This is a genomic window from Micromonospora andamanensis (assembly GCF_016863495.1).
In the GTDB taxonomy this organism is placed as follows: domain Bacteria; phylum Actinomycetota; class Actinomycetes; order Mycobacteriales; family Micromonosporaceae; genus Micromonospora; species Micromonospora andamanensis.
In genome coordinates, this window is record NZ_BOOZ01000034.1 from 51,318 (window position 1) to 66,126 (window position 14,809).

Annotated in this window: 11 protein-coding genes; 9 read left to right on the forward strand and 2 right to left on the reverse strand. The window is 68.0% G+C overall.

Going from position 1 to position 14,809, the window contains the following annotated elements; genetic code table 11:
- The first annotated feature begins 20 nt into the window (after nucleotides 1–20).
- From Van01_RS23900 to Van01_RS23925, 6 genes are all read left to right on the forward strand, one after another.
- Nucleotides 21–713, forward strand: a complete 693-nt coding sequence (locus Van01_RS23900; protein ID WP_099846938.1) for a sigma-70 family RNA polymerase sigma factor — start codon at nucleotides 21–23, stop codon at nucleotides 711–713.
- A complete protein-coding gene (locus tag Van01_RS23905; RefSeq protein WP_204011786.1) occupies nucleotides 710–1,486 on the forward strand; it encodes an anti-sigma factor family protein in 777 nt (258 codons plus the stop codon). The genes Van01_RS23900 and Van01_RS23905 overlap by 4 nt, the downstream gene beginning before the upstream one ends.
- Before the next feature lie 220 nt (nucleotides 1,487–1,706).
- Nucleotides 1,707–2,375 carry a COG4315 family predicted lipoprotein gene (locus tag Van01_RS23910; RefSeq protein WP_373306288.1) on the forward strand — a complete coding sequence of 223 codons (669 nt, stop codon included), beginning with the start codon at nucleotides 1,707–1,709 and terminating at the stop codon, nucleotides 2,373–2,375.
- Nucleotides 2,376–2,941: 566 nt separating this feature from the next.
- Nucleotides 2,942–4,585, forward strand: coding sequence for a stealth family protein (locus Van01_RS23915; RefSeq protein ID WP_239093350.1), 1,644 nt, complete (start codon nucleotides 2,942–2,944; stop codon nucleotides 4,583–4,585).
- Nucleotides 4,586–4,668: 83 nt separating this feature from the next.
- The gene (locus tag Van01_RS23920) at nucleotides 4,669–5,568 is read left to right on the forward strand and encodes a hypothetical protein (RefSeq protein ID WP_204011788.1); all 900 of its coding nucleotides are present in this window, start codon (nucleotides 4,669–4,671) and stop codon (nucleotides 5,566–5,568) included.
- Nucleotides 5,565–8,414 carry a stealth family protein gene (locus Van01_RS23925; protein WP_204011792.1) on the forward strand — a complete coding sequence of 950 codons (2,850 nt, stop codon included), beginning with the start codon at nucleotides 5,565–5,567 and terminating at the stop codon, nucleotides 8,412–8,414. Before Van01_RS23920 ends, Van01_RS23925 begins: the two co-directional genes overlap by 4 nt.
- 109 nt (nucleotides 8,415–8,523) lie before the next feature.
- On the opposite strand, the gene Van01_RS23930 is transcribed toward Van01_RS23925, so the two are convergent.
- The gene (locus Van01_RS23930; protein WP_204011793.1) at nucleotides 8,524–10,323 is read right to left on the reverse strand and encodes a stealth family protein; all 1,800 of its coding nucleotides are present in this window, start codon (nucleotides 10,321–10,323) and stop codon (nucleotides 8,524–8,526) included.
- A 450-nt stretch (nucleotides 10,324–10,773) separates the two neighbouring features.
- Between Van01_RS23930 and Van01_RS23935 the strand changes: the two genes are divergently transcribed.
- Nucleotides 10,774–11,691, forward strand: coding sequence for a DNA-3-methyladenine glycosylase family protein (locus Van01_RS23935; RefSeq protein WP_204011796.1), 918 nt, complete (start codon nucleotides 10,774–10,776; stop codon nucleotides 11,689–11,691).
- 9 nt (nucleotides 11,692–11,700) lie between these two features.
- Here Van01_RS23935 and Van01_RS23940 read toward each other — a convergent pair whose 3' ends face one another.
- The gene (locus tag Van01_RS23940) at nucleotides 11,701–11,913 is read right to left on the reverse strand and encodes a hypothetical protein (RefSeq protein ID WP_204011798.1); all 213 of its coding nucleotides are present in this window, start codon (nucleotides 11,911–11,913) and stop codon (nucleotides 11,701–11,703) included.
- A 136-nt stretch (nucleotides 11,914–12,049) separates the two neighbouring features.
- Here Van01_RS23940 and Van01_RS23945 point away from each other — a divergent pair, with 136 nt between their 5' ends.
- On the forward strand, nucleotides 12,050–13,150 hold the full coding sequence (locus Van01_RS23945) for an ATP-dependent DNA ligase (protein ID WP_204011800.1): 1,101 nt from the start codon (nucleotides 12,050–12,052) through the stop codon (nucleotides 13,148–13,150).
- A 33-nt stretch (nucleotides 13,151–13,183) separates the two neighbouring features.
- Entirely contained in the window at nucleotides 13,184–14,767 is a 1,584-nt protein-coding gene (locus Van01_RS23950) for an alpha/beta hydrolase (protein ID WP_204011803.1), read from the forward strand.
- Nucleotides 14,768–14,809 lie beyond the last annotated feature (42 nt).

The window sequence follows — 14,809 nt, forward strand, 5'->3', positions numbered from 1 at the left end:
CATGGACGTCGGAGGTCTGCATGCACGCACTGGCGGTCGGTTGGCAGGGCGACCGGGTGCGGGTGGACTGGATGTCCGCCCGGTCCCAGTCGCGGCCAACCACGTCCACCCGTGGGGTCGACTCTCGCGCGGCGTCTCGCCAGAATAGCCCGGTGACGCCGCGACCCACCCCTGGCCGCCACCAGGCTTCCACCACCGAAGCCGCCCACTCCGACCAGTTGGTCCGCACGCTCTACGCGGAACACGCCGGGCCGCTGCTGATGTTCGTGATGCGGTTGACCGGCGGCGACCGGCAACGGGCCGAGGACATCGTCCAGGAGACGCTGCTGCGGGCCTGGCGCAACGCTCATCGGCTGGGCACGCAGGGACAGGGGTCGCTACGGCCGTGGCTGGTGACGGTGGCCCGCCGCATCGCCATCGACGAGCACCGCAGCGAGCAGGCCCGGCCGGCCGAGACGTACGACCGGGACCTGACCGCGTTCGCCGAGGCCGACAGCACCGACCGGGTGCTGCGGTCGATGACTGTGGCGGACGCGCTGCGAACGTTGAGTCAGTCGCACCGGGAGATCCTGGTGGCGACGTACTTCCGGGGCCGGACGGTGCCGGAGGCGGCCGAGGAACTCGGTCTGCCACTGGGCACCGCGAAGTCGCGGGTCTACTACGCGCTGCGCGCGCTGCGCACAGCTCTGCAGGAGAGGGGGGTGACGGAATGAGCCGGGTTGACCACATGGACGTCGCCGCGTACGCGCTCGGCGTGCTTGACGAACAGGACATGGAGCGGTTCGAGGAACACCTCGCGACCTGCTGGGCCTGTGCCGGCGAGTTGGAAACGATGGTGCCGGTGGTCGGGATGCTCTCCGACATCGACGAGGAGTCGATCACGGCGCTGGAGCAGACGCACTCGGATCCGGTCCTGTTGGACCGGACGCTCGTGGCGCTGCGTACGCACCGTCGGCGGGCCCGGTTCCGGCAGGTCCTGGCGACCGCGGCGGCCGTGGTGGTCTTCGGTGGGCTGACCGGTGTCGTGTTCAGCAATCTCAGCGACAGCAGCACGGCACCGCCGATCGCCGGGCCAACCACGGCTCCGGTGGACCCGCCGAGCAACCGCCCCGGCAACCCCAGCGGCCCGAGCGTGGGTGGCAACGAGCAGGAGGGTGCGCAGGTCGACGTCGTCGACCCGGCCACCGGAGTCGACGCGACGTTCTGGCTGATCTCGAAGGATTTCGGCACGAAGATGGACTTCAGCCTGGGCAAGCTGCCGGGGCCGCGTACCTGCCGCCTGGTGGTGGTCCGCGAGGACGGCTCCACCGAGGTCGTCTCCACCTGGTCGGTACCGGACGGCGGTTACGGCACCAACGCCAACCCGCAGCTGCTGGCGCTGTCGGCGGCCACGTCGACGAAGCTTGACGACATCAAGCACTTCGAGGTGCAGGAAATCGACTCGCGGGGAGCCACCGACACGCTGGTGACCGTCCCCACGGCCTGATCCGCATCGACGAAGGCCCGCCTCCACCGAGAGGCGGGCCTTCGTCATCCTCGGGTTTCACCGGACTGGCAACGCCACCGACCTGGGGATATGGACTCACACGGACAGAGAGCCCAGACGGTTCAACCGATTCTTGTGAGCTTGCCCACGCTTTCGGATTCAACCTTGACAGCGCCCATCCCGTATTTCCCGGTGAACTTGTCAAGTATGAGGAGGGCACGTGGCACAGATGAAGCGGACCGTCATCGCCGTGGGCGCCATGTTCGCACTTACGGCCTGCGCTCCCGCGGGTTACGGCGGGGCGGACGCGGGCGCGGCCGAGCCGGTCGCCGTCGCCGCGGCCGAGCCCACCGTGACCGCCGACCCCGAGGCCAGCGCCGAGCCGGGCGCCTCGGCGTCACCGGGCGCGGAGGCCGAGACCGACGCTCCCCTGCCCGAGGGTGTCGAACTGACCGACAGCCTGACCGGCAAGAAGTTCCCCCGCATGGGTAGCGCCGTGGTCAACCAGGACGGATACATCCTGTACCGCTTTGACCGCGACAGCAACGACCCGCCGGCGTCCAACTGCGACGGCCAGTGCGCCGAGGTGTGGCCGCCGGCCCTGACCGACGGCGCCCCGGAACTGAAGGGTGTCTCCGACGACGCCGTCGGCACCATCACCCGGGAGGACGGCACCCGCCAGATCACCCTCGACGGTTGGCCGCTCTACACCTACATCGGTGACAAGAAGCCGGGCGCCTGGAAGGGCCAGGGCGTCGGCGGCACCTGGTTCGTGGTCAACCCGGACGGCAGCAAGAACCTGGAGTGCCTGCCCAAGGGCACCCCGAAGGCGGTAGCCCCGCCATCGAAGACCGAGTCGAACGACTCGGACTCCGACTACGACTACTGATCCGTCAGCACGCTGGGTGGCCGGCCGCAGCCAGCAATGGCGCGGCCGGCCACCGGCGTCTGTAAAGGCGTGCTCCAGCCATTGCACGCGGGAGGAGGGCGGCGACTGCTGCTGCGCCCAATTGGTTGAAGATCACCGATAAGCCGAACAGTCGGCAACGCCTGGACGAACGGCAAGTATCCTCACGATCTCCAGGCTGATACATTGCCACACGTCGCGCGCCGGCGCGTCCGGCCACGGCATGCCGAGCCTGACACCGCTCCGCGACCGACGAACTAATCGGGGAGTCTCCGGCGCGACCGGAGTGATACACGTGGGGATCTCGGCTTGTCTGCTGAACCTTTCCGGCAACACGATCAGCACGGCTCAGCCCTGCCAGAAGCGGACCGGCGATGATCGCACTGCGTATCTACCGGGCCCTGCCTCGGCGCTATCGTGTCCGACTCGTACAGCTTCTTCCGCCCCAGCGGCAGCTGTGGCTCGTCCGGCGGTTGACCAGACTGGCACCGCCTCGGGCCCACACCCCTGTCGGACGAGTACACCGGGTCCGCGATCGCGGTAGCTGGGTGGCCGCAGAGGTGGCTGAGCAGGCGACCCCGCTCGCCATGTGGCAACGCAACCTCGATCTGGTGACCAACGCGCTCGACGGGGCGGGCATCGACTACTTCTGCGTTCGCCACAAGAACGACCTGCAAAGTGCGGTCGCCGTCCCACTGGCACGCAAGGGCGAGGCGCTCCGGGCGCTCCAACAGCTCACCCAACAGCCGCAGGTCACAGTACGACTGACCAACGGTGCGGGAAAGCGCGCAACCCCCAAACAGCGTGCCGCGGTTGTTCAGGTGTTCAGCTCCGTGTCAGATCCTGACAGCGTCACCGTCCTCGGTAGCGAATTCGCCTGCGAGGTCGAGTTCTGGCACGTGACGACACCGGACGACCGACCAATCACTGAGATCGTCGCACCGCGTGGAAACCAGGTCGCCAGCTCCCTGCCAGCCCAGGGTCAAACCGTCGCCGTACCGACCTCGCGCCTTACCCGACTCGCGCCGGAACGCGGCGAGCCGGGCCGCTACCGGAGTCGGGCGGAGTTCGCGGGCTTGGGGTACGAGCACATAACGTTTCCGATCGACGCCGTCTACACCTGGGTGGACGGCAACGACACCGACTGGATGCAGCGGAAGAACCTCGCGCTGCTTGAGCAACAGCCAGGCTCCGAGATCAGCGATGTTGCTGCCAACGCCTCCCGTTATGTCAGCCGGGACGAGCTCCGCTACTCCCTCCGCTCCCTTGTGGCTTTCCTGCCCTGGATCCGGATGATCTATCTTGTGACGGATGATCAGGTGCCGCCCTGGTTGGATGTCGCTCACCCCATGATCAAGGTGGTACCCCACCGGGACATATTCGGCGGCACCGGCCGACTCCCGAGCTTCAACTCTCACGCGATCGAGTCACGATTGCACCGCATTGCTGGCCTCAGCGAGCACTTCATCTACATCAACGATGACATGTTCTTCGGCCGCCCGCTGCTGCCGACCAAGTTCTTCCACGCCAACGGACTCGCGAAGTTCTTCCCCTCGCCGGCCCAGCTCGATGTCGGACCAGCGACGATCCATGACGCACCAGTGACCGCAGCGGGCAAGAACAACCGCCGACACATCCAGGAACGGTTCGGTCGCACGATCACGCAGAAGATGCGTCACGTGCCGTACCCGCTTCGTAAGAGCGTCTTGGAAGACATCGAGCGGGAGCTCACCGACGAGGTGCTCGCGACGGCCCAGCACCAGTTCCGGCACCCGGGTGACCTGTCCATCCCCTCGTCGTTGCAGCACTACTGGTCCTACCTGTCGGGGAAGGCGGCCCCTGGATCGATCGCCTATTCCTACGCCGACCTGGGTCATCCCTCCGCGCCGATTCAGCTGGCAAGGCTGCTCACCCGTCGTGATCGTGACGCCTTCTGCCTGAATGACACCGACTCGGCCGAGGTCTCACTCCCCCAACAACACGCCATGCTCAGCGAGTTCCTCTCGGCGTACTTTCCGTTCCGCGCACCGTTCGAACTGCCTGCCCACCTTGAGGCGGAGCGATCTTCCCAAACCGCGACTGCACTCGCCGCTGCGAGCCTGCCGCTGGAGCACTCAACCGACCTGATCCGTCAGGGCTCCGGGAACAGCCAGGCAAGCATCTTCAGCAGCGGCCGTGAGCCTGTCCAATGAGTCCGAACGATCGTCGGAGATCCTCCCGGCCGCCGCTGCGGCTCCTGCAAGTGGTCTATGGTGCTCGCCGACGAGCGGGTGTAGTGGCGGATCGTCTCACCCGGCGGACTACCCGTTTACTGCGCGAACCCGTTGTAGACCTTCCCAGGGCGACCTGCGACTACTTCTCGGTTCTCGACGGGCGGACACTGCATGTGCACGCGCTACTACCGACCTCCGCAGTTGCCGTCGAGCAGGCGACCCTACTGTTCATCCAGAACTCGAAAGTGGTGGTGTGCCCGGCGTCGGCCGAGACGATTGGTGACCGGATCTCGGTGACCGCACGGGCCGCATTCGGAACGGGTCCTGATGAGATCTCGCTCGGCAAGGGGATCTGGTCGGTGGTGGTCGCTGTGCCGGAAGCAACCGGTGAGCGTCGGTTTGCGCTGCAGACGACAGAGCCGGCAGACCACGATGGGCCCACGGTGCAGAACCCGCCCCACCCGGTCTCCGGCTGGCGATTCGAGCCAGGTTGCGGCACCCAAGGGCTGGCGCACCTTACCGTCAAAGCTGCCAAGGCTCGGGCTGAGGTGCTCCGGTTGGCTACCGGGCCGACCGAGGCACGAATCTCCGGTCGGTTGGTCGGCGTCGGCTCTCTCCAAGACCCGATGATCGTTTTTACCCCGCGCGGTGACGGTGCCGATGTGATGGTCCCGATCGCCCCGGTGAACGGGCAGTTCGAGTTCACGGTCCCGGTGGCTGAGTTGGCCGTTGGACCGCCCGGTGCCGAGGTGATCTGGGAGGCCTGGGTACGCACGTCACCAACTCGAATGGTCCGCCTCGGCCGGTTTCTGCACGACCTACGTGATCCGCGGACCGTCCTACGGGTCAGCCGGACCACTGTGACGATCGAAGATCGACGGTTCGTGGGATACCGGCCCTACTACACCAAGGCCGGCAACCTCGCGGTGGCCTGCCTGCACTTTACGGGGGCATCCACATGAAGATTACTTACCTGCTGAACACAGCCGACGCCCTCGGCGGAACCGAACGGGCCATCTTCACGCAAGCCGACTATTTGGCGCGCCGCCATCAGGTCGAGGTCATCAGCGTCTTCCGTACCAGCGAGACGAGCTTCTTCGCGAACGACGCGCGAGTTCGGCGACGTTACCTTGTCGACCTTACCGGGCCCACACCTCGGCCTCTGCGGCCCTCGTCGGTCGACGACGCCGCATACGAGGCACTGGCTCGCAGCGATAGCCGGCTGATCCCCAAGCGATGGGAGAGGCAGTTCAATCGCCTGGCCGACCTTGAGGTCGAGCAGGCACTGCGGTCCCTGGATGCCGATGTTCTGGTCTCGTCGTCACCCGCGCTGATGTCACTGGCAACCAGGCTGGCACCTCCCGGGGTCGTTACGGTGCATCAGGAGCACCGACCGTCGCAACTGCGCGGCGGAACCGGTCAACCGCTCTTCCAGATGTCTCCACGGCTGGACGCTCTGGTGGTGCTCACCGATCGGACCAAGGACTGGTTCGTCGACACCTTTGGCACCTCCGCCCCACGCTTGGAGGTCATCCCCAACAGCATCCCCGACGGCTTCCGGCCCCAATCTGACCTGCGCAACCCGGTGGTGGCCATCGCCGGACGAATGGTGCCAGAGAAGCGGATCGACCACGCTATCCGGGCATTTGGGAAGGTCGCTGCAGCTCACCCGCAATGGACATTGCGGGTCTACGGCGACGGACCATTGCTGCCGGAGATGCGACGACTCGCCGCCGACCTCGGTCTGCACGACAACGTGCAACTTGTGGGTGCGACCGACCGGATGACCGAGGAGTGGGCCAAGGCCAGCCTCGCGTTGCTCTCCTCCCGAGACGGCGAGGCACTGCCGCTGGTCCTGCTGGAGGCGTTCGCCGCAGGCGTCCCAGCGGTCAGCTACGACATCCAGACCGGGCCAGCCGAGATCATCACCCACGGTGTGGACGGTCTGTTGGTTCCGTCCGGTGACGAAGACCACCTCGCGCAGGCGTTGATTCGGCTTATCGCCGATAACGAGATGCGCCTGAACTTTGGTGCCAACGCGCTCGTCGCCGCCGAGCGCTACCGCATCGAGCCGATCATGCAGCGCTGGGAAGAGCTCTTCACCGAGCTGATCGCCGATCACTCGCAGCAGGAGCAGACACGCGCTGATCGTCTGGCCTCCTGGTTGGCCCTGGCTGGTGGGTCTGGTTTCGCACCCGCCGCGCCCCGGCCAGGACACGTGACAGTCGGACCCGATCTGGAATCACTTGAGAGGCAGATAGAGGACGCAGTTCCCGGCCTTATCCGCAGCGGTGGCCGGTTGAGCGTAGTCCGTGACGATCTGACACCAGCCGACGTCTCGTACGACAACTTCAGCGCAGTGGTCGATGTACTGACGGAGCACGGCATCCAGTACTGGGTAGCCCGTGACGCGGGCGTTCGGCACCGTGTTGTGGTGCCGCTGGAGCAGCGGGAGGCGACCCTGGCCGCGCTCGCCCGCAGATTCGCCAGGGCCCCCTACTACGCCGAGACCCTGGCCGTTGGCGCCAAAGTCACCTCGGTGGCACTCGCGGCCTGCCTGGTTAGCGAGCCACGGGCGGCTGATGCTGCCGGTTTGCGGGTGTTCAAGCCCATCGTTTCACCGTCACGGACTCTGCGTTACGGGCCCGCAGTCGGCTGTGACGTCGAGTTCTGGGTGCCCTCTGCTCAGGGGGACTCGCTCCTGGCGACCCGCCGGACACTGCTCGGCGATTCGGTGCCGACGGAGGCAATCGTGCCGGCGACCGTTACCATCCGGGACCGGCAGCATCCCACCATCGAACCCTTCACACAACGACTTGTCTCCGATGTGGACTTCCCCATCGACGTCGTCTACACCTGGGTCGACGGTGCCGACCCAGCGTGGTTGGCAAGCAAGAACAGCCTCCTTTCGGAGGCCGGTAGGTCCCCGGTGGACGCAGCGGAGAGCATGGCCCGGTTCCGTGACCGCGCCGAACTGCGTTACTCCCTGCGCTCCATCGACATGTACGCCCCATGGGTACGAAACATCTACCTGGTCACGGCTGGACAAAATCCGAACTGGCTGGACACCGGTCACTCTCGAATCAAGGTCATCGACCACCGGGACCTGTTCGGCTCACGGGGCATGCTACCAACATTCAATTCGCACGCTATCGAATCTCAGCTGCACCATATCGACGGGCTGGCCGAGCACTTCATCTATTTCAACGACGACTTCTTCCTGGGCAGACCGGTACAACCGAACCTGTTCTTCCGTAGCAATGGGTTGGCGCAGTTCTTCCTCTCTCCGACACCCATCCCGATGGTCGATGTGAGCGAAGAGGACGACTTCAACTTCAGCGCGGCAAAGAACAACCGCCGGCTGATCCGGGAGGCGTTCGACCGCGTCCTGACTCACGGGCTGTTGCATGCGCCGTACCCGATGCGCCGCAGCGTCGCCTACGACCTTGACAAGGCTTTCTCGGAGGAGGTCGAGCGGACTGCGGCAAGCCGGTTGCGCAACCACGCCGATGTGTCGATCGCCTCCTCACTGCATCACTACTACGGCTACCTCACCCAGCGCTCCGTACAGGGAGCCATCCGAGTCAGCTACGTCAACACCGGGGACCCGAGCGAGCACCCGCAGTTGACCCAGATTCTCATCACCCGCGGCTACGACGCGTTCTGCCTCAACGACACCCATCACGGCGATCTCGATGAGACGGAGCAGGTTCGAGTCGTCTCCGGCTTCCTCGAGAGCTACTTCCCAGTCGCGAGCCAGTTCGAGCGCGGCAGCGCGCGGAACCAGGCCATTCGGGCGCGGTTGTAGGCAACGACCCGTGCCGGCGGGAAACCTCCCGCCGGCACCCGCGCACATGAACAAGCAGCAACTGTGCGTGGCCTGACAACCTGCAACAGTCGGGCCGAACCAGAAAGCATCAGGACGGGCTGCGGTCGCTGATCATGTTGAATCTGGTGTTGGGCAGGGTCGGTGCGTCGACCTGGCTGGGCTGCCGGCTCGCCGGGGCGGTCTGCCGGGAGCGGCGCCACAGCGCGCTGGCACCCTGTTCGCGGCGCTCGGCCACCGTTTCCTCGGGCAGCTCGAACGGCGCCGGGAAGGGCAGGTAGCGGGGCAGGAAGTCGGCAAGCATCCGCTCCTGCTCCGTCAGGGCACGCGGATCGGAGTCGGTGTCGTTGAGGCAGAACACGTCGCGGTGGCGTCGTTCGAGCAGCTCCGCGAGGCGGGCGGGGGTCGAGGGGTGGCCGAGGTCCGCGTACTCGTACTCGATGTCGGCTGGGACCGCCTGCGCGGTCAGGTACGCCCAGTACTGGTGCAACGACGAGGGAATCGAGAGGTCCTCGTGGTGGCGGAACCGGTGCTGCGCGGTGGCCGTCACGTCGGCCTGCAACACCGCCTCGATCTGGTGCATGATGCTGCGGCGCAGGGCGAACGGTGTGTGCTTCATCTTCTGCGTGATGGTCACGCCGAACTGACGCTGGATGTGCCGACGGTTGTTCTTCCCGGCGGCGTTCACCGGCGGGTCGGTGGGCTTCGCCTCGCCGAGCCCGAACTGTGCGGGCGAGAGGAAGAACTTCGCGATCCCGTTGGCGTGGAAGAAGTGGGTCGGCAGCAACGGTCGGCCCAGGAAGACGTCGTCGTTCAGGTAGAGGAAGTGCTCCGCCAGCCCTTCGATGCGGTGCAGCCGGGATTCGATGGCGTGCGAGTTGAACGACGACAACCCGCCGAGGTCGGCGAAGAGTTCGGCGTGCGAGACGACGGTGATCATCGGGTGGCTCGGATCGAGCCAGCTGGGCAGCTGACCGTCGGTCACCAGGAAGATCTTGCGCAGCCAGGGGGCGAAGCTGTGCAGCGAGCGCATTGAGTACCGCAGCTCGTCCCGATTCTGGTAGCGCGACGAGTTGGCCGCGATCGCGTGCAGCTCACCGTCCGGGGTACCCAGCGCCGCCCGCTTGCGCTCCAGCCACTCCGGATCCGAACCGTCGACCCAGGTGTAGACCGCGTCGATCGGGAAGCCGACCCGGTCCGGGGCACGGACCGTCAGGTCGCGGCGGGTGCCGTAGGTGTGGTCGTCGGCCTCCGGTACGAAGTGGCTGAGCAGCGCCGCGGCGACCCGCACCGGCTCGGCCAGGGCCGGTGCCTCGTCGATCACCGCATTGTGCCGGGGGGCGCGGACGACGTCGCCCACCCGGCTCCAGAACTCGATCTCGCAGGCGAACTGCGCACCGAGCACCACCCCGGCCCGGACGTCGGTCACCGGAAACCACACCTGGATGACCTCGGTGGGTGCCAGATCCGGCTGGTTGCGGCCGGGGCGTACCTCGACGGTACGTACGTGCGCGCCGGACAGCTCCGGCGCCGACTGGACCAGTCGGCGGACCGCGTCGCGCTGGTCCACCAGGATCGCCACCGAACTGCGCAGGTAGTCGTCGTTACGCAGGCAGTGGTACTCGATGCCGGCGGCCTCCAGGGCCACGGTGACCGCCGTCAGGTTGCGGTGCCACATCTCCAGGGGCGTCGCGGCGGACACCACCTCGGCCTCGGTACGGGAACCGGCCTCGGTCACCGTCACCCGCGTGCCGACCTGGTGCAGGACGTCGTTGCCGCGTGGCCGGGTGAAGGTACGCACCAGGCCGAGCCGACGGTGCTCAGGGAGCAGGTGCAGCAGCCGCCGCCGGAGAGCGGGCGGTAGCAGACGGTAAGCGCGCAGCGCGATCATTCGGCCGGCCGTTCGGTATGGACGGTCACGGCACCATCAGCGCTGCGGGACGCCGAAGCGAACCCCGTGCGCCAGGCGCTCTGTGTGAACAACAGCTCCGGCAACCATCCCCGTTACCCTTCTGCACAGCTCCCCGTGATACGCGAGGGACGACCGGACGGTGTGCATCCGGTTCACCGTGCCGTTTCCGGGCGGATCTGACCCTGCGCAGGTCGGACCCTAGCAGCGTGTTCACCTCTGGGACAGCCGCGCTCCTCCGGCCGGCAACCGTGTCGACACGCGGTAGGCCAGATAGATCCGCTGATGCGGGATTTGCCCCAAGAATCCTGGCCGATCAGGCGGGCCGAAAACCGAACGGATGGCTACCGAGAATCACCCGAGCAACGTGTGTCCGTCACGTCCCGGTGGGTCCACGACGACCCCGCCGGCACGAGGTGACACAGTGACGTGGTGACCGGGAAGGAACCGAATGCGCGCCGGGTACTGGGCACACCCCCCGGCTACCGCTTCGCCGCTTCGGTGCGCCCGCTCACCTTCAGCCCGTACGACCCGTGCGCGCGGATCGTCGCGGGCGTCTTCTGGTGGGCGGCGCGCACACCCGACGGACCGGCCACCCTCGCCCTGCGCCCCGAGGGCGCCGATCTGGTCGCCGAGGGGCACGGTCCGGGCGCCGGCTGGATGGTCGAGCACGCCGACGCGGTGGCCGGGCTCCGCGACGACCTGACCGGATTCGCGGATCTCGCTGCCGCCCACTCCGTGGTGGCCCGGCTGGCGAGCCAGCAGGCGGGGCTACGGATGCCGACCAGCGGGCTGGTCTTCCCCCGGGTGCTGCGGGCCGTGCTGGAGCAGAAGGTCACCGGCAAGGAGGCCTACCGGGGGTACGCGGCGACCGTGCGCCACTTCGCCGAGCCGGCCCCGGGTCCGGTACGGCTGCTGCTGCCACCCGACCCTGCGGTGATCGCCGCCGCGCCGTACTGGGTTTTCCATCCGTTCGGGGTGGAACAGCGCCGGGCCGAGACGTTGACGCGGGCCGCGCGGGTGGCCGACCGGCTGCAACGGTGCACCGACGCGACCGAGGCCACCCGGCTGTTGCTGTCGATCCCGGGCATCGGGCCGTGGACCGCCGCCGAGGTGGTCCGGGTGGCGTACGGCGACGCGGACGCGGTGAGCGTCGGCGACTACCACGTACCCAACACGGTCGCCTGGGCGCTGGCCGGCGAGCCGCGCGGCAACGACGCCCGGATGCTGGAGCTACTGGAGCCGTTCCGGGGCCACCGGGGCCGGGTCTGCTGGCTGCTGGAGGCCGCCGCCGTGCAGGCGCCGAAGTTCGGCCCACGCGCCCCGATCCGCTCCTTCGCCCATTACTGAGCGCCGGGCTCAAGCGGCCTCGCGCAGGTCGGCCAGGTCGACAGGGGTACGCCGACGCAGCAGCTCGGCCAGTTCGTCCACCGAACCCACCTCGCCGAGCACGTTCTTGCCGCCACCGAAGCGTCGGGGGTAGTGGTGCACCAGGCGGTACACGTAGCGGCCGTGGATCAGCTCGACGCTCACCCGCCACCGTCCGCAGCACCCGCACACCCACTCCACCACCTCGCGAAAGTAGCTCTGACCTGCGGTTTTCCGATTCGCCCGGACGGCACGTGACGGGCCTGAGGCGGACACGCCGCCCACCGGGCGGCCGTGATCCGGGTCACCGCTGTCGGTGCCGTCTGGTTGACTGATCGGCGTGGACCTGCCGATCAACCCGCCGGTGGAGCCGATGCTCGCCCGCAGCGTCAGCTCGATCCCCACCAGTCCGGGGATGACCTACGAACCCAAGTGGGACGGCTTCCGCTGCATCGTCTTCCGCGACGGTGACGAGGTGGAGCTGGCCAGCCGGGGCGGCAAGATGATGACCCGCTACTTCCCCGAGGTGGTCGAGCAGGCCCGACGGCAACTGCCGCCGCGCTGCGCTGTCGACGGCGAGCTGATCGTGATCCGCCGCGACGGCCCGGACGGGCAGCCGCGCCTCGACTTCGAGCTGCTGGCCCAGCGCATCCACCCGGCGGCGTCCCGGGTGAAGCTGCTCGCCGAGACGACCCCCGCCGACTTCGTCGCCTTCGACCTGCTCGCGCTCGACGACGAGAGCCTGCTCGAAGCCCCCTACCCGACCCGCCGGGCCCGGCTGGAGCAGGCGCTGTCCGGGGTGCGACCCCCGGTGCACGTCACCCAGGTCACCACCGACGCCGAGGTGGCGCGCCGCTGGTTCGACGTCTTCGAGGGCGCCGGCCTGGACGGGCTGATCGCCAAGCCCGCCGACCTGCCGTACGAGCCGGGCAAGCGGCTCATGTCCAAGGTCAAGCACGCCCGCACCGCCGACGTGGTGGTGGCCGGGTTCCGCTGGCACAAGTCCGGCCCGGTGGTCGGTTCGCTGCTGCTCGGCCTCTACGACGACGCCGGGGTGTTGCACCACGTCGGGGTGAGCGCCTCGTTCACCATGGCCCGCCGCGCCGAGCTGCTGGAAGAGCTGGCCCCCTACCGCGACACCGGGGCGGAGCACCCGTGGGTGCACGGCGACCACGAGCGTGGGCAGCGCATCCCGGGCGGGGTCAGCAGGTGGACCGGCACGAAGAACCTCGAATGGGAGCCGCTGCGCCCGCAACTCGTGGTCGAGGTGGCGTACGACGCGATGGAGGGTGACCGGTTCCGGCACACCGCGCGCTTCGTCCGCTGGCGACCCGACCGCGACCCGCTCTCCTGCCGATACGATCAACTTGACCGGCCGGTCCGGTTCGACGTGGACCAGGTGCTGCGGGGTGACCCGGCGGTGTCGACCGGGTCCGCATAGCTTCGCCGTCGATCTGATCACGGAGGCTCGTTCGTGACCCGTACGCCCGACCGGATCCGCCGTTTCCGGCTCACCGTGGCCGGCCTGACCGCCGCCGTCGTGGTCACCGCCGGCTGCACGCTGCCGGCGTTCGCGCCGCGCACCGACGTCGACGGCGAGGCCGCGGCACCGGGGTCCGCGCCGACCTGGCGGTCCTGCCCGGAGGTGGCCGACGAGGTGGTCGGGCGGCAGGCACCGGACATCAGGTACGAGTGCACCCGCATCCAGGTGCCCCGTGACTGGGCGGGCGGCAGCGCCGCCACGACAGGTCCCGGTGCCGGTGAGACCTTCGAGATAGCGCTGCTCCGGGCCCGCTCCACGAACCAACGCGACCGGATCGGCTCTCTGCTGATCAACCCGGGCGGCCCCGGCGGCTCGGGCGTCGACACCGCCGTCTACCTCACCTTCGGGGAGCAGTACGGCGGCCTGCCCGACTCGATCCTCGAACGCTTCGACATCGTCGGCTTCGACCCGCGTGGGGTGGCCCGGTCCAGCCCTGTCGAGTGCATCTCGGATGCCGACCTCGACGCCGTCTTCGGCTACAACCCCGACCCGGAGAGCCAGGCGTCGTTCGACGACTTCGTCGCGCTCAACAAGCAGATAGGTCAGGGCTGCGGCGCCAAGTACGGCGACCAGCTGCCGTTGTACGGCACCAAGCAGGCCGCCCGCGACATCGACGCGATCCGGGCCGCCGTGGGCGACGAGAAGCTGACCTACCTCGGCTACTCCTACGGCACCCTGCTGGGCGCCACGTACGCCCAGTTGTTCCCGCAGCGGGTGCGGGCGCTCGTGCTCGACGGCGCTGTCGACCCACGGCAAGGTCTGATCGAAGGTTCGGAGAGCCAGGCGAAGGGCTTCGAACGCGCCTTCGACAACTTCACCAGGTGGTGTGCGGCAAACGCGGGCCGCTGCCCCATCGCCCCGGACGCCCGGGCAGCTGTCACCTCGGCGATCGACAAGGCCGAGGTCTCCCCCGTCCGCGCCGCCGACGGGCGGGAGGCCACCGCCGGCTGGATCTTCTACGCGATCGTCTCGTCGCTGTACTCCGAGCCCGGCTGGCAGCAGCTCGCCCAGGCCATCGACAGGCTGAACGAGGGCAACCCGACAGAGGTGTTCCGGCTCGCCGACAACTACACCGACCGCGACGACGACGGCCGCTACAGCAACCTCTTCGACGCCAACCTGGCCATCAACTGCGCCGACGAGGAGGAACGCCCCGACCTGGAGCGGATTCGCCAGCTCCAGTCCGAGTGGCGGACCCGGTACCCGCTCTTCGGCGCACCGCTCGCCTCCGGCCTGGTCTCCTGCACGGAGTGGCCAGGCGGCAGCGACCCCTACCCGACCGGCCGCGCCGAGGGCGCCCCGCCGATCCTTGTCGTCGGCACCACAGGCGACCCGGCGACGCCGTACGAACAGACCCCGGCCCTGGCCGAGATGCTGGGCGTGGGGCGGGTGCTCACCTGGGAGGGCGAGGGGCACACCGCCTACCCACAGACCACCTGCATCACCGAGGCCGTCGACGCATACCTCATCGACCTCACCGTCCCGCCGGACGGCAAACGCTGCCCGGCGCGCTAGCGCCGACTTCACTGCAGGTCCTCAAGGAAAAGGTCCGTGTAT

Bases quoted from the DNA above. Each gene is read 5' to 3' on its own strand.
- Van01_RS23930 (WP_204011793.1), bottom strand. From the start codon at position 10,323: ATGATCGCGCTGCGCGCTTACCGTCTGCTACCGCCCGCTCTCCGGCGG.
- Van01_RS23925 (WP_204011792.1), top strand. From the start codon at position 5,565: ATGAAGATTACTTACCTGCTGAACACAGCCGACGCCCTCGGCGGAACC.
- Van01_RS23900 (WP_099846938.1), top strand. From the start codon at position 21: ATGCACGCACTGGCGGTCGGTTGGCAGGGCGACCGGGTGCGGGTGGAC.
- Van01_RS23905 (WP_204011786.1), top strand. From the start codon at position 710: ATGAGCCGGGTTGACCACATGGACGTCGCCGCGTACGCGCTCGGCGTG.